The organism is Zavarzinella formosa DSM 19928 (genome assembly GCF_000255705.1).
Classification (GTDB): domain Bacteria; phylum Planctomycetota; class Planctomycetia; order Gemmatales; family Gemmataceae; genus Zavarzinella; species Zavarzinella formosa.
The window spans coordinates 648,705-668,891 of record NZ_JH636442.1; the positions used below are offsets into that span (position 1 = coordinate 648,705).

Consider the following 20,187-nt stretch of genomic DNA (forward strand, 5'->3'; position numbering starts at 1 on the left):
ATGGAAGCGGGGTTCCACACATCATAACAGTCGCCAGCGTTTTCTCATCAACCATTCGGCAGTCCACAAACTCACAAGCAGGGCCAGGATCGCCTCGTGATTCCAGATCAGCCACGGCGGGCTGGGCTGATCGAGGGCCACGCGGGCGCCGCCGGGCAGTTCGTCGGGGATGGCGCCCGCTTCGTTCAACGGGTAATACTTCCCGGTCGATTCCCGCCCGGCTCGTTGCAGGTCGGTTTCATTCAGGCGAATCCGATCCATCTCGCCGGGGGGAGGAAAAACTTTCGCCTCCGTCTTCGGCCGGGTGGTTCCGTTGGGCACATCCGTCAGGGCGAAGTTGTATTCGCCGTCCGGAGTACGGGTGAGAATGGTTTCATAGGTTCCTCGCGTCCCGTCCTTGAGGGCGAGTTCCAGTGTTTGGGCCTCGATCTCCGCCGGCGGCGTGCCGGGTTGTGTCGGTGGCACACGGGTAAGGGCGACGCGCACGGGCGAAGGCGGGGCGGGAATTTCATCCGGGTAACGCACGGAGACTCGCATCGGCTCGTCCCGCCGATAGGTCTTGCGGTCCGTCCGCACCTCGATCCGCCCCACACGACCGCGGGCCAGCGTTCGCACCGCCTGCATCCAGAATTGGTTGAAACGCGGTTCGTCCTGCAACAAACGCCAACGCCATGTGTCGTCGAATCCAATGAACAGCACCCGGCCGGCCCCGACGAATTGTTGAAGCACCAACGGATGATTCTCATCCCGGACGATCTGGCCGGCGGCAGCCTCGGCCGGCCTGTCTGGATGGACGGCCAACACCTCGGCCGAGAGTTTGCGGTGATAACCTTTGGAGTACCAATACAACGGTGTCAGGCGGTTCCAAATCTCGGGATTGTCCGCGTCTTCGGTTGAGAACTTGAACAGCGGGTGCGTTTGCCCGGCAGTCGTGAGCCGAGGGCGGTACGATTCGCGGATCGCCTGCTCGACCGGTTCCGGGGGGGGCCCGTCACAGATCACAGGCATGATGTCGTTCAGCGGCGTGTCCCGGTAACTGTGCGGGTTTGCCTGCTCACCCGCGAGCATTAAAAGACCGCCGCCGTGGTCCTTGACGAACTTCGCCAGCGTTTCGGCCGCCTGATCCCCTTTCGGAAACGATTTAAAATCAACATCGCCGAGAATCACCAGATCATATTTTTTGAGTTCATCACTCGACGGAAACCGGCCGATCAGTGTCCGGTCCTGCTTTGGAGAGTCCGGTTGGGCGGAGATGAGATACACCTCCAATTCAATGGACTTGTTTCCCTTGACCGCATCGGATTCTCGCTCGAAAAGGCTTTTCACATACCGATAGTCATAACGGGGGAAGCCCTCAATCATCAGCACCCGAAGCCGTTTGGCTTCGGCCACAAACACGCGATGCTCGACGCGGTTGTTGGTTTGATCCGGTTCCTCGGCCTGTTTTGGGATGTCAACGATGAATGTTTTTTCACCCGCCTCTTTGGGTTGATGCACGAACTTTACCGGCACAGGCTTGCCGTTCGGATCAAGGCGGATCACCTCGCGGGCAATCTCGACGGGTTTGCCATCCCGTACCTCACTGAGAACCACCGGCACGGAATCGGGAAGGCCCGGACCCTGTGAGCGGACCTTGAGGAGCATCACCAACCGGTCGTTCAGGTTAATGGTGTCTTCTGCTCGGAACTCGGTAATGGCCAAATCGGGCGTTTCGGCTGCGTCGCCGACGCCGACCAGATGCAACGGCACTCCCGCCCTTGCGGCTTGCTTCGCGGCCGTCGCCCAGTCTTCCCCGCCGGTGCTGACGCCATCGGTGAACATGATGATGGCGTTAAGCGAGTTCCCCCGGAAGGATTTCAACACCGTGGAAACGTCGCTTCCCAACAGGCTGGCGTCGCCTGTGGGCCGGACGTCCATCAGTTCCTTCAACAAGTCCGCACATGCCTCGGGATTGTCGAGGCTGGCCATCGGTGTCGCCGTTGATGAGGCCCGATAGAGATGCACACGCATCTGCCGCTGGCCGACAAGAGTTTGCAACCAACGGCCATCCCCTCGGGCGAGCATTGCCTTGATGAGATTCAACCGATGAGGGGTCTTGAGATCGAGGAGTTTCGCTTCCAACACGGCGATGCGGTCCCGAAGAACGGCCTGCTCGGCGACGGGGGCGTTTGTCAGGCGTGAGTTCGCCTGTCGCAGTTCGGATTCGTGTTCGCGGATCAGCGGGGCGGCCAGTTCGGCCCAGGCGACCTTGAGTTCTTCGGCCGCCGATTTCACTTGAGGATCGTGAAATTCATCGACGACGCCCATGCTTCGGGATTCGTCGATCATCACCACCACGTCCGGCCAGCTTTCCCGCTCAAACATCAGCCGGGTTTGCGGCATAAACACCCACATAAGCAAGAAGGCCATGCCGATCCGCAGGGCGATCAATCGGTGCATTGGCTGGCGAACCGATGAAAGCGGCGTAGCCGGTTCGGCCAGTCGTTCTTTGCGATAAACCCAGACGACAAAACCGGCGAAGGCGGCCGTCAGCAGGCTGACGAACCACCAATTCGTGCCGGTGTCGCCGGAAAGATATGGCCGGGTTTCAATGCGCCAGCGAGTTCCCTCGCCGGGGGCCGCCGCCGGAACGCCGAGCCAGGTTTCAATCGGTTCTCGCAGTGACATCGAGAGGAAGCCAAGAAACTCTCCGGAGATCAATGCATGCAGCACCACCCCCAAAACACCGAGCGATAGCAATAAGGGAATGAGCCACAGGGCCGTTGTCCATCGTTGCGGTTTCACCCGCGACGGGTCGGGGGAAGAACCCGCCCTCGCCGAACCATATTTGAGAGCCAGGATCGATTCGAGAACCAACAACCCGAGCAAAACCAACCCGAGCAAGCGGGCCACGGTCGGCCCGCGCGGGTCGGCGGGGATTTCGGTTTCCGTGGTAAGAGCGCCGGTCGCTCGTTGCACGTCGGCGAGCTGGCTCACCACTTGGACATCCGCTTCGGGAACGAGTTCCTTGAACGCCCCGGTGTTCCAGCGTCTCAAATCGGCCTCGGCCCCGCCGGTTCCGGTCACCAACGGGACATTGACGGCCAGCATTGATTCCTGCTTGCCGCCGATGGTCACCCGATAGACCCCGGACAAATCAAGATGCGGGAAACGCACCAGCCCGGCTTCGTCCGTTAAGGTGACAGTTGCCGGATCGCTGACAAAGTCTGCGTCACCCAAACGGTTGATGTCAGCCGACAAGCCAACGAACTGCGGGGAGACATATTGCTCGACCGATTCCCCGGCGATAACCGTGAGCCGGTTGGCGTCGGCCACGCACATTCGCAAGAGTTCTTGCATGAACGGGGCATAAGAGAGCGTTCGCGGCCATTCGTTCCAGTCCGCGTTCAGCGAGGTGGTGACCACGACCACCCGACCGCGGTGTTTTGGCCATTCGATCACCGCCGGCTCAAGACGATCTCCCTTGCCGGACTTTTCCGAGGGAAGGAACGAAAAGATTCGCCGGGCCGGACTGTTTGGCGGCAGATCCATCCGCACGAATTGCGTGAAGTGCGGCGTGCCGAGACTGCTCCGTTCTTGCTCGCTTCGGAAGGCGACCAGAGGGGGCTGTTTGAAAGTTTCCTCGTCGGCCAGCAACGTGAAGTAGTGGTTGTTCTCCACCCGGCGAACTCCTGTGAACGGGCCGGGGAGGATGCCTTTGCCATCGTCGAATAGCACACGGTTGTAGGCATCAAGATTTTTAGAGGAGTTTGGCCCGAAACCGATCACCACACTGCCGCCCCGCTTCAAGTGGGCTTCAAGTCGGGCGGCTTCGTTCCCCCCGATGGTTGGCACGTCACAGAGGAACACGACATCTGTCGGCGAATCGGGTTTGAAGAGATTGCCCAACCCGGCGTCCTGAAACTCGCGGGGGTTGAGCGTGGTCACCTTGGCGGGGCTCTCGGCCGAGCGTTCTCCTTCGGGGAAAGGATTCAACGCCCGTTTCAAAAATTCCCCGGCCCGGTCAAGCGGTTCGGGGGAGGGTTTGCCGTTCACTACCATCACCGGAACGGTGTCCCGCACACTGACAATCAGCGACCGTGAATTGTCCAGTTGAAGATGATCCTCGCCGACACGAACCTGAATGAGATATTGGCCCGGTTCCCGCAAACGGTTGAGGCGATCAAGGGCAAAATTCACTGTCACGGCCGTGTTGACCGGAATATCAACCAGCTTTTGCGAGACCGCCTTTGGCCCGGATTTGTCACCCGTCCGGCCGACGAGCAGTTCGACGGGTACTTTCTCGCGGGGTTGCCGGCCGAATAGCTGAATCTGGGCGGTGACTGCCAAATCTTGGTTGGCCAGCGGCAGCGAATCGCCAATGCTTAGATTCGTGATGGCCAGATTGTCTTCGTCCTTCCCGGCAACATCCAGGAAGATCACGCGGGAATTGGCAAAAATTCGGCTCCACGACGCGGCGGCCGAAGTCGTCGAACCCGGCGCGCCCTCGACGGGTTTGGCCGTGTCGCCGGTCGGCATCGGCCAGCCGGTTCGCCGGGCATCCGTGAGGAAATAGACCTCACGCCGGGCGAACTTGCCAAGGGGTTTGTTCACCAGTTCGGCAACGTACCTGAGACCGCCGACCACATCGGCGGTCCCGTGAGTAACGGGGATTTCGTCAAGTTGCCGCAGGATCTTATCCCGATCCTCGGCCGGACCCGGCACAAGAGGTTGCACCGGCGACGTGAGATGAATCAGGCTGAAAGCATCGCCGGGGCTGGCGCCGGTGATGATCTCGCGGGCCAGATCGCGGGCGTGGTCAAGCCGGGTGCGTTCGTCATCCCGCCGGGTGGTCATCGCATAAGAGCCGTCGATCACGATGATGCGATGGGTGCGGCCCATATTGGAAACGGTCAGCACCGTGCCGGGGAAGAACCGCTGCCAGAGCCGTTCGGCCCACGGGGAGACGGCGGCCATCGCCAGCACGACCAGCAGGCCGAGCAACATCCGCGTGGTCAGGAGCAGCCATTGCTCCAGTTTCAACCGGCGGGTGTTTTTGCGCTGGGCGGCCAGCAAAAATCGCATCGCCGCCCAGTTGATGACGACATACCGTTTGCGGTTCAGCAAATGGATGATGACCGGGATGGCGGCCGCCCCCCCGGCGATGGCCGCCACGGCAAGCGGTTGGGCGAAGATCACCCCAATCATGGCGAACAGGACTGTCAAAGCGATGTGGCCTCGTGGTGCGGAACTTCCCTTTCAGTTATAGCAAGCGGACGAACCAAGGACGTGTAACGAACCGAACATCACGAATATGAAAACTTCCGCAATCTTTCCCCAGACCGCCAAGTCGTCTTGACAGATGTAGACCGTTCGGACTACATTCGACGTAGTCCGAACGGTCTACACAAACATCTATGGGCACCAAAACGCCAAATCATCGACCACCGGCCGACAGTGTGATCGCCCGCGCCCGGCGGGAACAGATCGTCGAGGCGGCTGTCGGGATCATTATTTCGCAGGGGTTGCACAACCTTTCGCTCTCGAAGATCGAACGCGAAACCCGCATGAAGCGGGGGCAGCTCACTTATTACTTCCCAACCAAGGAAGATATTCTGCTGGCGGTGTTCGACCGTCTTCTGGCCCTGTTGATCAGTCAAGTGCATGGATTGGACGACATCAAAGACAAGCACGGGCTTCCCGGTATTTGGGAGATGATCACCAAAGCTCTGACAACCGTTCTTGGAAGAAGCCCCGTCGGATGGGAATTTCACGCTCTCCAATATACTTTTCTCGCCCAAATGGCCCACCGGGAGGATTTCCGGGAAAAATTAGCGACCAGTTTCGGCGAAATGCGCATGGGAATGGGCGCGCACTGGAGCGTGAGCGCCAATCCCACGGCGGTGCTGGCGAAAAAAGTATCCCCGAAGACGATCGCTTCATTGTTTCAGGCGATCATGCACGGCCTCACGATGCAACTAGCCGTCGACCCGGATGCTTTTGACCGCGGGGAAATGCTGGAGTTGTGTGTCGGCCTGCTGGCCCCCTTGTTCATCAAAACCACGGCCAAAAAAACCGGCCGGGAGCGACCTCAATGAGTGATCGAAGCAACGTGGCCGATGAACCAACCAACGGAATGCCCGCCCTGAGCGAACGGGTGCGGGAACTGCGTCTCACCGGCAAGCTTGACGGCGGCAAGACGCGGAACAACAACTCCACGTGGTTGCCGTGGACGATTTGCATCCTTCTGGCCTTCGGCTGGGCGGGCTTTGGCATCAAGTATTATCGGGCGACTCCATCGAACAACACAACGACACCGAGCGGAACAACATCCGCTGACGCCGGCAAATCGGGGGTTTCCAAAAAGTCTGAAGAGAAGCCCAAAGCTGGCCAGCCGGAAAACACGAACCCGGAAGCCGTGTTGTTGGAAGTGAAGGGATATCTCATCCCCACCCAACAGATATCCATCAGCCCCATCGACGTGGCCGGCCGGATTGTGAAGTTGAACATCGAAGAAGGGATGTCCTTCAAAAAAGGTGAAATCCTCGCCGAGATCGAGCAGACGCCGTTGCTCGCCTCCAAGGCCGAGGCCGTGGCCCAGATGGCGTCGGCCAAGGCCAAATACGCCGAAATGGTGGCCGGAAGCCGGATCGAAGAAATCGCCCAGGCGTTTGCCGAGTTGGAGGATGCCCGGGAGCTCCAGGAACAATATCGCCGGGAATGGCAACGATTTGAGACTCAGAAGAGCAACGCCATCACGACCAAAGAATACGAAGTGGCCGAGGCTAATTACCGCTCGGGCGTGAAGCGGGTGGAAGCCAAGCAAAAAGCTTACGACTTGGTGAAAGCCGGCCCTCGCAAGGAAAAGATCGAGGCCGCCGAGGCCGAATACAACGCCACCAAAGCCCGACTGGCTCAGGTGGAATGGAAGCTGGACAACTGCACCATCCGATCGCCTGTGACCGGTATCATCCTGACCAAGAAAGCGGAGATTGGCAGCCTGCTCAATCCGGTCGTGGGGGGCGTGGCGACAAGTCTTTGCGAAATCGCCGACCTGCGGAAACTGGAAGTGGACTTGGAAGTGCAGGAACGCGACATCTCCAAGATCAAGCAAAATCTGGTCTGCAAGGTGCGGTCCGATGCCTACCCGGAACGGGTGTACGAGGGTTATGTGGAGCGCATGATGCCCATCGCCAACCGGGCCAAAAGCGTTGTGCCGGTGCGTATTAAAGTGGTGATTCCGCCCGGAGAAAAACAGGGTTCTTATCTCAAGCCGGAAATGGGCGTGTCCGTCACCTTCCTGAACCGCGAGGTGACTGACGTTTACAAAGCCAAGGTAAAGGCCGACGAAGCAGACGACGAAGCCTCCGTTGCCCCTCCCAAGAAATAACACTGATGGAGAATCCCGTCATGCCCGCCGAAAAGCAAGCGATGGTCCGCGTCCGCGATTTATACAAGTCATTTTCTCGCGGCAGCGAGGAAATCCGGGTGTTGCAAAAGCTCACGCTGGATGTCCCCGCCGGGGAATTCCTCGCCCTCATGGGGCCGTCCGGTTCTGGCAAAACCACGCTGTTGAACCTCATCGCCGGTTTGGACTCTCCGACCGGCGGGGACATTTATGTGGACAACGAACATGTTTCCCGGATGTCCGAAAGCGAACTGGCCCGCTGGCGGACTCGCAGTGTCGGCTTCGTGTTCCAGTTCTACTATCTGCTCCCGGTGCTGACGGCCTATGAGAACGTCGAACTACCGCTGTTGCTCCTGCCGATGACCAAGGAGCAACGCCGCAAGCAAGTGCTGACCGCCCTTGATCTCGTCGGCCTGACCGACCGCATGAGCCACCGGCCGGGGATGCTCTCCGGCGGCCAGCAACAACGGGTCGGCATCGCCCGGGCGATGGTGACCGACCCGGTGCTGATCGTCGCCGACGAACCGACCGGGGACTTGGACAGCAAATCAGCCGACGAAATCCTGACGTTGATGGACGTGCTGTGTCGGCAGATGAACAAGACCATCATTATGGTTACGCACGACCCCCACGCCGCCGAACGAGCCATGCGAGCGTTGCACTTGGAAAAAGGCCGCCTTGTGCTGGACGACGACCGCACCGCCAAACTCGGCCAACGCCAAAAAGCGGGCGTGGCGTAATTGTCACGCTGAGATTGAATCACGCCGCTTGAGGAATCATCATGCCGGGCATGTCTCTTGAATTTTCCCTCGGTCAGGCCGCCTTGGCCCTGTTAACGATTCTTGGCATTCTGGTTGGCGCCGGCCTGTTCATGGGCTTGCTCACCCTGCCGATCTTTTTCGCGTCCATGTTTTACAAGAATCTCTGGTTCTGGGCAGCCGAGGAACGCACCGGCAAAATCCTCCGGCGATCCTTTGCCCAAGCCGTCTGGACGGGATTTCCGGCCATCAGTTTGTTCTCCACCGTCATCACATTCGGCTATTTCGGCGTGTTCGACATTTTTGAGAAACTGCCCCTTGGGAAAAAGGGAACAACCCAAACCCTCTTTGAAGGCAAATACGACGATCTCACTCGCAAAGCCGGGGAGAAAATCATCTGGCGTTACCCGGAGGGGACGGCCGTTGAATGGAAGCGAGATCCTGTCGGCGGACATGCGATGCTGGTCATGGACGAGGGGGCCACGCCGGAAATCATCGATGGTTTGTCCGTCCCCGCAACCATGAAGCCGGAAACGCCGGAAGAAGAAGCGGACCGAAAATCACAGTTAAAGGCCGCCCAGGCCAAAGCGAGGGTCCGTGATCAAGAATTGAAGAAGATCATTCGTCAGCAACAGGCGGGAATCTATGCGCCTCCTCCGGAGGGGGACCATACGGAATTGTCAAAGGAACAACTACGTCGGCTGGACGGCATGGTGAGTTTGGTGGTCGAGTCGCAGAGTTCCATGCAATTGAGCATTATCCAACTGATTCGCGGCGTCGGAATTTTTTTCATGCTCATCATCGGCCCGTTTCCCCTGCTGGTGTTTGGCTTCTCGTTCATTTTCGGCCGTCGCGGCATGACGATGATCCTTCGGAGTCTGGGCCGCAATCTCTTGCGCACCTCACTGACTTATCTCGCCATCTTCGTCCTCGTCTGGGTGGTCACCTGTGTGTGGAGCGTGTTGGATTTTCTGGACAAATTAACCCAGGAAAAAGACGCCAATATGAAGGGGCTCATCACGGAGAAATACCAAATTCCCAGCCAGATGAAGCCAAGCCACTTGAACACCATCAAGTCGATGTTGGAAGAACTGCCGGAGGGACAAAAGCCCGAGAACATTGAAGACAACCTGATGACGTGGGCGTTCGTCGGCGGGACGCTGGACCCGTCCAAACGAACTCCGATGAACTCTCTCTTTTTCTTCTGCACGGAGCCGGAGAAAGTCATCAAGATGATGCCCGGCCTTGAAGACCTGACGGCCGAACAATTCAAGATGCTGGAAGAAGCCTGCAAGATGATGGGCCAGAATCCGCGGGCCGTCGTGATCGGTCATGCGAAGCTAGTGCAAATGAACAAGCGAGTCGGGGATCGCATTCAGGTCACGAGCCTGAATTACAAGGATTTGGTCTTCGACTTCGAGATTGTCGCGGAGTTTCCCGCCGGCACCCGTTGGGACCAAAGCGCGGCGATGAGCCGAAAGTATTTGGACAATGCCCTGAGCGAGTATGAGGGGAAAAATGGCAAGGCCCATCCGCTCGCGGATAAGTGCATGAACCTGATCTGGATTCGTCTGCCGAACAAGGCCGTTTTCGAGTCGTTTTCCGAGCGATTAAACACCTCCGGCCGTTTTACCCCGGCGGTGAAGATGGAAATCGAATCCTCGGCCTATGCCAACTTCCTGTCACCCTACAAGGATCTCATTCGCTTCCTGCGTTATGCCCTTGCGCCCGGTTTGCTGGCGGTCACCACACTGGTGATCTCGCTGGTCATCAGCATCGGCGTGCGGGAACGCCGGGTGGAAATGGCCGTGTTGAAGGTGCTGGGTTTCCGGCCTTGGATGGTGATGGCGCTTGTTCTCGGGGAAGCGTTGCTGCTCGGTTCGTTGAGCGGTTTTCTGGCGACAGCCACCGCTTATTCGTTGGTGAATGCGATGGGCGGGATACCCTTGCCCATTGGCTTTTTTGGCAAGTTTTTTGTCCCCGCCAGCGCCCTGTGGTGGGGACCGGCCATCGGCACGATCACCTCCGCGCTCGGGACCATCATGCCTGCGTGGTCAGCCCGGAAGATCAAGGTGTCCGAAGTGTTTAGCCGGGTGGCGTGAGTGGATTATTGACCGAGTCCCAGTCTTTTTTTTGAGAGTATGTTTCATGGCGATCAAGGCCCGAGTGGCGCCCACCACGCAAGTTGTCGTCAAGCACGAGGATGGTCTGCCCCCGGCCGAGAAGACAACCCGGACCACGATAACCGCCCTCGCAATCCTCCGGTTCTGTGCTTCCGGCCTGGGCCTGATCGGCCTCATGTTGATTGTCGGCTTCGCCTTGTTGCCCCTTTCGGTTTTCATCCTCTGTATTCCGTTGGTGGCCTCTTCGGAAACCGTGCTGTCAGACACGCAACAACGGGCGAGAACGATATTCGGTGACATCGGGCGCCGATTGTTTTCCCTTCTCTCCGGTATCACGCTGTTGATTGCCTTGCTGGCCGTGTCGGTGCAGATCGTCACTTGGCTAAATCTCTCCAGCCGGACTTTCGGGCAGGCAGCCGAATTCATCTTCGGCAAACAGCTCTCGCTCAAATTGCCGAATGCCATGATCGATGGCTGGCCCTACGTTCTCATCCTGATGTACCTGATCGACATCGGTTTGATCTTTGCCATTGGCAAGGTTCCGTTGAATTACAACCTTCGGAACCTCCGGGTCCGTTGGATCACGACGGCCATGACCGGATTCGCGTTCACCGTCGTTGTTGGTCTGCTAACCATCATGATGGGCTTTCTGGACAGCGTGAGCCGCCTGACGGCCAACTCGGGGATTCCGGGGAACATCTTTGTGCTGTCGGAAGGGGCGACGGACGAGGTATTCAGCAACCTCGGTTACGGCGACGTTGGCAAACTGGAACTGGAAAAGGCGTTTGTTGATTATCGCAACGACAGTGAACGCACCATGGAAAAGCCGGTGACCATCAAGACCATGCCCGGCACCCCCGGACAACCGCCGATCAAGCTGGTGAGCAAGGAAACATATTTCGTCATCAACCAGGAATCCCCGGCCGTCCCCGGTAAACGGCGGTTTGTGCAGCTTCGCGGGTTGGAGGACGCCATCGTGGCCGGGAAGGTCCACAACATTGAATTGCTGAAGGGGGAATGGTTTGGCCGGGAAGGGAGCATGGCCCTGCCGGATGGCTCCACGGGGACGCCTTGCGTCGTCGGCGAGGGGGCGGCCGCCGCTTTCGCGGATGATTACGGCCGGGAGAAAATGGATGTCGGGGACACTTTCCTATTGGGCGACCTGAAAATGGTGATCGTCGGCATCATGAAATCTGCCGGGTCCACATTCGGTTCCGAAACATGGGCGACAAACGCCCGCATGTCGAAACAGTTCGGCAAACAATCCTACACCAGCGTGGTGATGCGGATTGACGACGACAAAGACGAATCAGCCCAAATCATGGCCGCCTGGCTGACCAAGGAATTCACCACCCCTCGCGTGCGGGCAGTCAACGAACTCAAGTATTACGAGGATCTCGGCAAGTCCAATTCGCAAATGGTGATGATGGTCACCATTGTCGCCATCATCATGGCCTTGGGGGGGATCATCGGCATCATGCTGGTGATGTTCGCCGCCATCGCCCAGCGCACCAAAGACATCGGCGTGTTGCGAGTGCTTGGCTTCAAACGCTGGCAAGTGTTGGTATCGTTTATGATCGAATCGCTGGCCATCGCCCTGCTCGGGGGATTGCTGGGAATCATGATGTTGCTGGGGATCGAGGTCATCGCGACGGCCCTGTACGGCGGCCTGTCCATCACCAGCACTGTCTCCGGCGGGGGCGGTCCCGGTGGCAAGAGCGTGGTCACCCGGTTGATCTTCGGCCCTGATGTGGTGGTCTGCGGGTTGCTGTTCACCATCGTGATGGGTCGCATCGGCGGGTTGTTGCCGAGTATCACGGCCATGCGGTTAGGGATTCTGGATTCGTTGCGGTAAGCGGTTTCTTCCCTCTTCCCGCTTGGTTTGGTCCATATCATGGTCTGACAACCGGATCGAAACCTTGGAACAGGGAGCATCCCTTGATTACGACACCCAGCGGATTGAAGTACGAAGACACCGTTGTCGGCACCGGGAAGGAAGCGGTTTCCGGGAAAACCGTCGAAGTGCATTACACCGGCACTCTTGCGGACGGCAGCAAGTTTGACAGCAGCAAGGACCGCCTCAAGACGTTCAGCTTCCGGCTCGGGGGCGGGCAGGTCATCAAGGGGTGGGACGAAGGCGTCGTCGGCATGAAAGTTGGTGGCAGTCGGACATTGGTGATTCCGTACCAACTTGCCTACGGCGAACGAGGTTATCCGGGGGCGATTCCCCCGAAGGCTGAACTGACCTTTGTTGTGGAACTCATCAACGTCAGCTAAACTAATTCTTCCAGAAACACACTCTTATTCGGAGCAATCACGCGATGAAAGCGAAGACATTTGTTGCCGGGGCCGCCGGGATGGTCTTGCTGGCCGCCGTCATTTTGGCCGTCGTTGTCTCCATCACCGGGGACAACACTCTCACCGCCGAGGAACCGGGGAACGACAAAATCGTCACCACGGCCAGCGGGTTGAAGTATGTGGACCTCAAGGTGGGCAACGGGGCCGAGGCCAAGTCGGGTTCGAGCGTCTCCGTGCATTACACCGGCACGCTGGAAGACGGCAAGAAATTCGACAGCAGCGTGGATCGCAAGGAGCCGTTTGATCTGACCATCGGCAAGACGGCCGTTATCAAGGGCTGGACCGAAGGGCTTCAAGGCATGAAGGCTGGCGGCAAGCGGAAGCTCATCATCAAGCCGGAACTGGCTTATGGCGCCGATGGCCGGCCGCCGGTCATTCCGCAAAACGCCACGTTGATCTTTATGATCGAACTGTTGGAAGTGAAATAAGTTTTCGGATTGAAGACTGCCGAAGCCCCGGACAATGTCCGGGGCTTTTTTGTTCAATTCATCGAAATCCAGCCCTTACCGCATTGGCGTTCGGCGTTCCACAAATCGCAATTGATTTCCCGCCGGTGTCGTGGGAGTCAGCCAGTTCATCAAGGCAGTGGTTTCGGCTCCGACCGGGTAAGTATATCGGTCGATCTGCGTCACCGGAACAATTCCCATGTTGCTGTTGGTGACGAACACCTCGCTCGCTTGCTCGATCAATTCCACCGGAATCAGTTGTTCCCGGATGGGCAGGGGGGATTGCTGCAACAAGAATTGCCTCACTGTGCCGGGCAATAAACCGCCGTTGGCTGTGGGTGTGGCCCATCCTTCGGGTAGTCGGATGAAGATATTGGCGTGAGAGGCTTCTTGTAGATTGCCATCTGCGTCCAACAACAGTGCGGAGTCATATCCCGCTTGGGTGGCTTGTTGGCCGACCCGCAACCGGGTGGCGTATTGGAACGTTTTCCAGAGCAAATAGGGTTGTCCCTTCTGCACCGGGTTTGGACATGTTTGCAGACTGATCGATGCCGGAGGAATTTGTTGCAAGGCCGCGCTCATCCACACCATGCCGGGCATTCCCGGTCGGCCGGCGGTCGCGTTCAACCGGATCACCACGTCTTGCGAAGTGAGGGTGCGGACATATTCGGCGACTTGATTCGCATTCGGCAATCGTTCGGGAGCGATGTTAATGCCCAGAACGGCCGCCGTTTTGCGAAGCCGGTCGAGATGCCACGGCCAAAGCCACGGCACCCCATCCTGAGTGCGGGTCGATTCCCATACGCCGCGACCAAACAACAGTCCCTCGTCGGCCGGGTCAATGTAAAAGTGTTCCAGCGGAATGATCCGGCCGTCCACCCAGAGCAGTGACACAATGCGAAGCACTTCGCGAATCGTCGTGTCCGGGGTTCCCGGAGGGATATTCACTCCCCGGTCGGCCAACACGCCGACGGGATCAATGCGAATCCGGTCTCCCATCGGCGTTTCGGCCCACCACCAATCATCTAGTTCAACCATGCCGTCCTCGAATTAACCCGATGCTTCCCGTCGGCAGTTGTTTTATCGGCGCCGCGCCCGGAAGATGTGGAAGTCATCCTTGTATTCCCAAACCTTTTTGCCGCCCCGGTCGTATTCGATCACGATCTTTCCCCCGTGACTGGCCGCGAGCAGGTTCCCGTTGGTCAGTCGCGTGGCGGTGGTGACGCCGGGGGTGCTCCACTCAAAAACCTGTTTGCCGTCGGGGGTGTACTCGGTGACTTTCTGGCTGGGGTTCGGCTGAGTGACGAGAATGTTTCCGTTACGAAGCAAATCCAGTCCGCTCGTCCACGAGGAATCTCGCTTGGAGTCGAATGTTTTGAGTTCGTTCCCGGCCGTGTTGTATCGGACCACCTTGCTGTCGTTTCGCAGACAAACGATATCCCCGTTGGCGGCACGATAGGCGGCCGTGATGCCCAGCGGAACCGGGATCTTGTAAACTTCCTTGCCGGCCTTGTCCACTTCCAGCAATTCATTGGTCGTTGAGATGAACGTGTTTCCGCTGGCCAGTCGGTTGGCATTGGTCGCCCGGCCGACCAGGCCCTCTTTTTTCCAGATGATGTTGCCGCGGGTGTCGTATTCCGTCACCTTGTTGCCATCCCATTCAGTGATCAGCACGCGCTCTCCCGGCAGCATGAAGGCATCCACGGGATATCGCAGGTTCTCGATTTTCCAACGGATTTTACCATCCCGACCGATTTCGATCACCCGGCCGTTGCTGTTGTTCTGAACTTGAACCAGCAGTGTGTAACCCAAATAACCGGGGGCTTGCATCAGCTTGGCGACGTCAATTTTAGATTCGCTCGCTTTCCACCAGTCAGCCCATTGGTTGCGGTGTTTGCGGCGGTCATCAAGGCTGTCGGAGGCCGCCGGGGGAATTGTCGTTTCCCCGGCCAGCATCTGAAGGGTGTCCTGCGTCGGCCAAGTCGCGTTGGCTGGCAGTGTCCCGAGCAGGTCAATCAACACCGGAACGGCGTCTTTGTCGCCGAGGCCCACCAAGGCAATGCCAACAGTTTGCCGCACCGCAGGAACGGGATCGGCAAGCAGTTTCTTCACGGTCGGCCGTACCCCCGGCCCTGCCCCCCGGCAAAGAGCCTCGGCGGCGAGAGATCGCTTGGACGGCAACGGATCGTTCAGCGCTTTCAGCAACGCGGAATCCGGTTTGTCGTTCGCATCCAGAGCCATGACGCTCAGGGCGGTGCGAATCTCATTGATGATCCCCTCGTCATCATCAATGAACGGCACATACGCGAGCATCACATCGATCGCGTCCACGGGCCGACGCAGGGCGGTCAGGCGGGGAATGCCGGATGGCAGGCGTTTCGTCTCGCTGGAATTGATTCGGATGACACACTCTTCGGCCCGGCGGGAGCGTTCGCCATCCATGTCCTTCGCCGCTTCTCGCACGAACGGGAGTGCCTTCGCCCCGAGTTTGCCCAAGGCTTCGGTGGCTTTTTCCCGCACTCGGTAATTTTCGTCCCCAAGTTTGCGAACCAAATCCCTCACCCCGGCCACTTCCTCGGGGTGCAGCGTGCGGGTGCGGAATTCATCCAGCAGGCCGGGGCCGTCAACTTTCTTCCACCATTTTTCCCACCCCTGATGCACCGCCTGCCGGGCGACCGGATCATCGCCAACGGGCAAACCCTTGGGGCCAGTCTCGCCGGCAAGATTTTGCAGAGTTTCCTCAACCGGAACTCTCTCGGCCTTGGTGGCCGTCGCCAGCAATTCCACCAAAACCGGGACAGCCAGGATTTCGTCGGCCTTGCACAGAGCGATGGCAGCCCGTTGCCGGACGATCCGCACAGGGTCGGAGAGCAGGGGGACAAGCATTCGCTTGGTTGCTGGTTGATCGGCACGGGCAAGGGCCTCCGCCGCCAGCATCCGAATCAGCGCCTGCCGATTGGTGATTGCGTTTGCGAGGGAAGTGTCTGACTTGCCATCCGGATAGGCGAGCCGGACCAGCGAAGTGCCGACGACATCCAACACCCCAGAATCCTCGGCATGGGGAGCGAAAGCCAGAATCGTTTCGGTGGCGCCAGGAGCCTGTCGAGCCGTCGCCAGTTTCAAGACACCGGCCGTCAAGTCGGTCCCCGCCTTTCCCTCAATGAGGGCGAGACATTTGGATGCGCGTTCGCCAAGAATCTGGTTCCCGGCGTCGTTTTTTGCCCGACGCAATGCGGCAATGGCCGACGGCCCCCGTTGCACGAGTTTGGCCGTCGCCGATCCGGCCGTGGCCTCGGCGCCCAACTCTTCAAGAAGTTTGTTCAGTTCGTCGGCCGGGATGGTGTCCCGTGTCCGTTGTTTGAGGTATTCGATCAGGAATGCGGAGTCGGCGGGAAGACCGGCCGAGCGAAGCATGGCTTCCTCGTGGTCCTGGCCAAACGCCATTCCGGGAAGGCAAAGCAGAAGGAAGGCAAGGCAACGGCGTGTCATGACAGTTCCGCCGGAAATCGGAGTGAGAAGAAACACGGGTTGATCGTAACAGGGCCACCCGTCGGGTGAAAGAGGAAACAACCGGCCGCTGCGATACAACAGGTGAAACCGACCGGGGACGACGGATCATTCATGGCCGACGCGGGATGGAACTTTGCGGATCAACTTCTTCGCCACGGCCCCGCCACCCCGCCGTGGAGCGGATCATTCCGGTCTGCGAAGGACTACTGTGCGTGGGTGACAAGGACTCACTACGAAAACTTCTCAGTCGCCTCCGTGTTGCTTCCCCGGCGGTTGGTTCCGCATTTTCAGGCAGTCTATTCCTATTGTAGATGGGCCGATGACCTCGCGGATGAAACCGGCGGGCGGGAGAATGCGTTGAGCCTGCTCGATTGGTGGCGGGAGGAATTACGGGCTTGTTACGCCGGAAACATTCGGCATCCGGTGTTCGCGGCCTTGAAGCCGACTATTGATCGTTTCCGCATTCCCCCCGAGCCGTTTCTCGATCTCTTGAGTGCGTTCGAGCAAGATCAGTTTGTCAGTCGGTATGAGACCTACGATCAGCTACTTGATTATTGCCGACGATCCGCCAACCCGGTCGGCCGGTTGGTCCTCTATTTGTCCGAGTCGTTTACGCCTGAGAACGCGATTCTCTCCGATCATGTTTGCACCGGACTTCAACTGGCGAATTTTTGGCAGGATATTCGGTGTGATCTGGAAAACCTCGGCCGGGTGTACATCCCCGAGGAGGACCGCCGTCGGTTTGGCTATCCGGATGCGGATTTGGAGGGGAAATGCCCCACTCCGGCGTTTCGTGAACTAATGCGATTTGAAGTGGCCCGCACCCGCGAGATGTTCAACACCGGAGAACCGCTCCTTGGCCGGTTGCCGCGAGATGTGCGTTCGGATATCGATCTGTTTCTGCGAGGAGGCCGGGCCATTCTTGATCGCATCGAAAACCTGAATTATGACGTGTGGACGACCCGGCCGAAGCTCACAAAAGGGGGAAAGGCGAAATTGATTCTCGGCGCCATGCTCGGCCGGTTCGCGGGATGGTTCCGGTGAACACAGCCGTCTCTTATCGTTACTGCCATCAACTCACCCGCCGGACGGCCCGAAACTTCTACCCGGCGTTTCTGACTCTTCCCCGGCTTCAGCGTCGCGCGATGGAAGCCCTGTATGCGTTCATGCGAATCACGGACGATCTCGCGGACGAGGTCGGCGAACCGGAAAAGAAACAGTTCGCACTCACTGTGTGGCGGGATCAACTTCATGCGGCCATGAACAACGAATTCGTCCATGCCATTCATCCTGCCCTGGCGGACACGATCCGGCGATGGGACATCCCGGTGCGTTATCTGGAACTGGTCATTGAGGGGGTGGAACAAGATCTCCACCCGGTTCAAATTTGCACCTTTGAGGAACTTCGCGGGTACTGTCACCGGGTTGCTTCAGCGGTGGGGTTGGCGTGCGTTCACATCTGGGGCTTTCGAGATCCGATGGCCCTGAAGTTTGCCGAGTCGGCGGGTATTGCCTTTCAACTCACCAATATCTTGCGAGACTTGGCCGAGGATCTCGCCAATGGCCGGGTGTATTTGCCGGAATCTGAATGGATGCTCTGGGGCTGTCCCCCCGAGGGATGGTCGGCTGACAACGAGAAATTCCGAACGTTTTTGCGTTTTCAGATCGACCGAACGAAGGGATATTATTCCGAGGGGCGCCGGTTGCGTCCGTTTCTCTTTCCCGCCGGCCGGGCGATCTTTTCCGCGATGATCGACACTTACGAGGATTTGCTTCTCGAAATCGAACACCGAAACGGTGATCTGTTTAGGGAAAGGACGCGCGTGCCGACGTGGCGAAAAGCAGCCTGGCTGGCGGGCGCATTCCCGCGTCGATGGGGCTGGCGGTGATTATCGAGCTTGTGGTGGCAAACCGGCGAACAGATCCAGCGTGTCGAGATACTCCGGCGGGCCATCCCCGGTGAGAAGTTTTGCCAGGGGATAGTGATCCGCGAAGGTCTCGTTCAGATTGAGATTCCACCACGGAAACGGCCGGGGCATTTTCTCAAAAAATAAATCCGCGTAACACACGGCCAGCCGTACTTCGTCGGCTGTGAGGCGAAACGGCGTCTTTGGGGCGAGCAATTGCCCCAGCCTGCGAAAGTAAGACTCCGGGTCTGGTTCCTCAATCGTGAAACCATGTTCGGCGTAGTGAGTCTTTCCGGCCACGACCACGGGAAGCCCCCGGGTGGCCATCTCCAACCCGACCGTGGACGTATAAGCCAGCCCGCAATGGGCGAGACGCATCAAGCCGTAGGTGTTTACCTTTTCGTTGGCGTCCACCAGCCGGACATTCGATGGCAGGTTGGGAAGTTGTTCCCCCACGGTGGCCACGACGGGTTCGTTGGTGCGGACGCTTTTTTCAACCGGGTGAACCCGCACGATGAGTTGAAATTCGGGGTGTTCGCCAAACCAACGGATGCTCTCGATAATCCACTCAATCATGCTCTTAAACGTTCGCTGGCGGCCAAGCACGGCCGAATCCCAAGCGAGGTTGGTGCAAAGCAGAGCAGTGGGCTTCTCGGCCGAGAGAGAAAGTTTTTCGAGCAATTCAGGGATGGGTTGCACTGCGGCCAGTTGGCCGTGCCACACGAAATCCCCTTGGGCGGCCCAGTTGGGTTGCTCTCGGCGCATCAACAATTCAGTGACACGTTTGAGTCGCTCGGGGGGAAGATCATGGTTTCCGTCCGCTTCCCAAAACGTGGTCATGTCCCAATAAACGCACGGCTGTCGGTCGCCCACGTTGATGACGTTCGTTCGTTCATGACAATCAAACGCAGAGCAACCAACTCCCTGAGACTTCGCCAAGTCATAACAGGCGCCGTATTCATAAATCGCCCCGTTCGGCAAGATGGCCCAGTCGTAGTTCCCCTCGTCGAGCAGGCGGGCGTATCGACCCAGTGCCTCCAAATTGCGGGCCGTGCGAATGCGGGCGATGCGGGCATGTTCTGGATTTGATTCCGGGCTGCATGTCTCGCGGGCTGTGATATGGCAGGTATCCCGGTAGCCGTATTTTTCGGCGATCATCCGGTACTCGGCCGTTGTCTCAGCCTTTGGCAGCTGGTTGAACGGAATGAACCGCAACCGGGGATGCACGGGAAGGGCAATTTCTTCAATAGAGGTCGCCGACACCGCGTATTCGTTGCCCGGCATCTCGCCAAGGTAATCCGTGAACTGAGCCCAGGCGAAATCGACGGTCGCGCCCCGGCCGGCCAGCGCCATCGCAATTGGCATGCAATACCAAATCCAAGTGCGATTGTGCAACGCCGTGACCAGAATTCGCCGCCCCTTCAACTCGGGTCGTGTTTGGGCGGTCGTCTGGTGTAAATCAACCAACCATCGGGCAAGCCGCTGATGGTGCGTCACTTCCGTGGAAAAAGGGATGGAGGGTGCTTCCATCTGCGTACGACGAAGCAGCCAACGATTGACGGACTCCGGCGAGGAAAAGTCCGGCAGACCGCGAACCTGCCATTGCTTGAACGCCAGATTGACGCGGTCTGTGAACGGAAGTGACTTGAGAAAACTCTTGGCTTGTTTCAACATGGGAGGGACCGTTTGAATCGGAAG

Annotated in this window: 13 protein-coding genes; 9 read left to right on the forward strand and 4 right to left on the reverse strand. The window is 58.5% G+C overall.

Going from position 1 to position 20,187, the window contains the following annotated elements:
* Nucleotides 1-21 precede the first annotated feature (21 nt).
* Nucleotides 22-5,205: a VWA domain-containing protein gene (locus tag BGIM_RS0123925; RefSeq protein ID WP_157369371.1), complete on the reverse strand. Its 5,184-nt coding sequence runs from the start codon at nt 5,203-5,205 to the stop codon at nt 22-24.
* Between the two features lie 191 nt (nt 5,206-5,396).
* Between BGIM_RS0123925 and BGIM_RS0123930 the strand changes: the two genes are divergently transcribed.
* The 7 genes from BGIM_RS0123930 to BGIM_RS0123960 all read left to right on the forward strand — a co-directional run bounded on the left by BGIM_RS0123930 (nt 5,397) and on the right by BGIM_RS0123960 (nt 13,054).
* Nucleotides 5,397-6,077, forward strand: a complete 681-nt coding sequence (locus tag BGIM_RS0123930; RefSeq protein WP_020472254.1) for a TetR/AcrR family transcriptional regulator — start codon at nt 5,397-5,399, stop codon at nt 6,075-6,077.
* On the forward strand, nt 6,074-7,369 hold the full coding sequence (locus BGIM_RS52095; RefSeq protein WP_020472255.1) for an HlyD family secretion protein: 1,296 nt from the start codon (nt 6,074-6,076) through the stop codon (nt 7,367-7,369). Before BGIM_RS0123930 ends, BGIM_RS52095 begins: the two co-directional genes overlap by 4 nt.
* Before the next feature lie 20 nt (nt 7,370-7,389).
* Entirely contained in the window at nt 7,390-8,127 is a 738-nt protein-coding gene (locus BGIM_RS0123940) for an ABC transporter ATP-binding protein (RefSeq protein ID WP_040890263.1), read from the forward strand.
* 41 nt (nt 8,128-8,168) lie between these two features.
* On the forward strand, nt 8,169-10,247 hold the full coding sequence (locus BGIM_RS61485) for an ABC transporter permease (protein WP_020472257.1): 2,079 nt from the start codon (nt 8,169-8,171) through the stop codon (nt 10,245-10,247).
* A 46-nt stretch (nt 10,248-10,293) separates the two neighbouring features.
* Nucleotides 10,294-12,123, forward strand: a complete 1,830-nt coding sequence (locus BGIM_RS52100; protein WP_020472258.1) for an ABC transporter permease — start codon at nt 10,294-10,296, stop codon at nt 12,121-12,123.
* An 83-nt stretch (nt 12,124-12,206) separates the two neighbouring features.
* Nucleotides 12,207-12,545 (forward strand): FKBP-type peptidyl-prolyl cis-trans isomerase, encoded by a 339-nt coding sequence (locus BGIM_RS0123955; protein ID WP_020472259.1) that lies wholly within the window; start codon nt 12,207-12,209, stop codon nt 12,543-12,545.
* A 44-nt stretch (nt 12,546-12,589) separates the two neighbouring features.
* Nucleotides 12,590-13,054, forward strand: a complete 465-nt coding sequence (locus BGIM_RS0123960; RefSeq protein WP_020472260.1) for an FKBP-type peptidyl-prolyl cis-trans isomerase — start codon at nt 12,590-12,592, stop codon at nt 13,052-13,054.
* A gap of 75 nt (nt 13,055-13,129) precedes the next feature.
* Here the strand turns inward: BGIM_RS0123960 and BGIM_RS0123965 are convergent, their stop codons facing one another.
* Together BGIM_RS0123965 and BGIM_RS0123970 are read right to left on the reverse strand one after the other, a co-directional pair.
* Nucleotides 13,130-14,110 (reverse strand): aminotransferase class IV, encoded by a 981-nt coding sequence (locus tag BGIM_RS0123965; RefSeq protein ID WP_020472261.1) that lies wholly within the window; start codon nt 14,108-14,110, stop codon nt 13,130-13,132.
* Between the two features lie 42 nt (nt 14,111-14,152).
* On the reverse strand, nt 14,153-16,561 hold the full coding sequence (locus tag BGIM_RS0123970) for a HEAT repeat domain-containing protein (RefSeq protein ID WP_157369372.1): 2,409 nt from the start codon (nt 16,559-16,561) through the stop codon (nt 14,153-14,155).
* Nucleotides 16,562-16,693: 132 nt separating this feature from the next.
* Here BGIM_RS0123970 and hpnC point away from each other — a divergent pair, with 132 nt between their 5' ends.
* Both hpnC and BGIM_RS0123980 read left to right on the forward strand, forming a co-directional pair.
* Nucleotides 16,694-17,626, forward strand: coding sequence for a squalene synthase HpnC (hpnC, locus tag BGIM_RS0123975; protein ID WP_040889952.1), 933 nt, complete (start codon nt 16,694-16,696; stop codon nt 17,624-17,626).
* A complete protein-coding gene (locus BGIM_RS0123980; RefSeq protein ID WP_029630373.1) occupies nt 17,623-18,471 on the forward strand; it encodes a phytoene/squalene synthase family protein in 849 nt (282 codons plus the stop codon). The genes hpnC and BGIM_RS0123980 overlap by 4 nt, the downstream gene beginning before the upstream one ends.
* Here the strand turns inward: BGIM_RS0123980 and BGIM_RS0123985 are convergent, their stop codons facing one another.
* A complete protein-coding gene (locus tag BGIM_RS0123985) occupies nt 18,472-20,163 on the reverse strand; it encodes a capsular polysaccharide export protein, LipB/KpsS family (RefSeq protein ID WP_020472265.1) in 1,692 nt (563 codons plus the stop codon).
* Nucleotides 20,164-20,187: the final 24 nt, after the last annotated feature.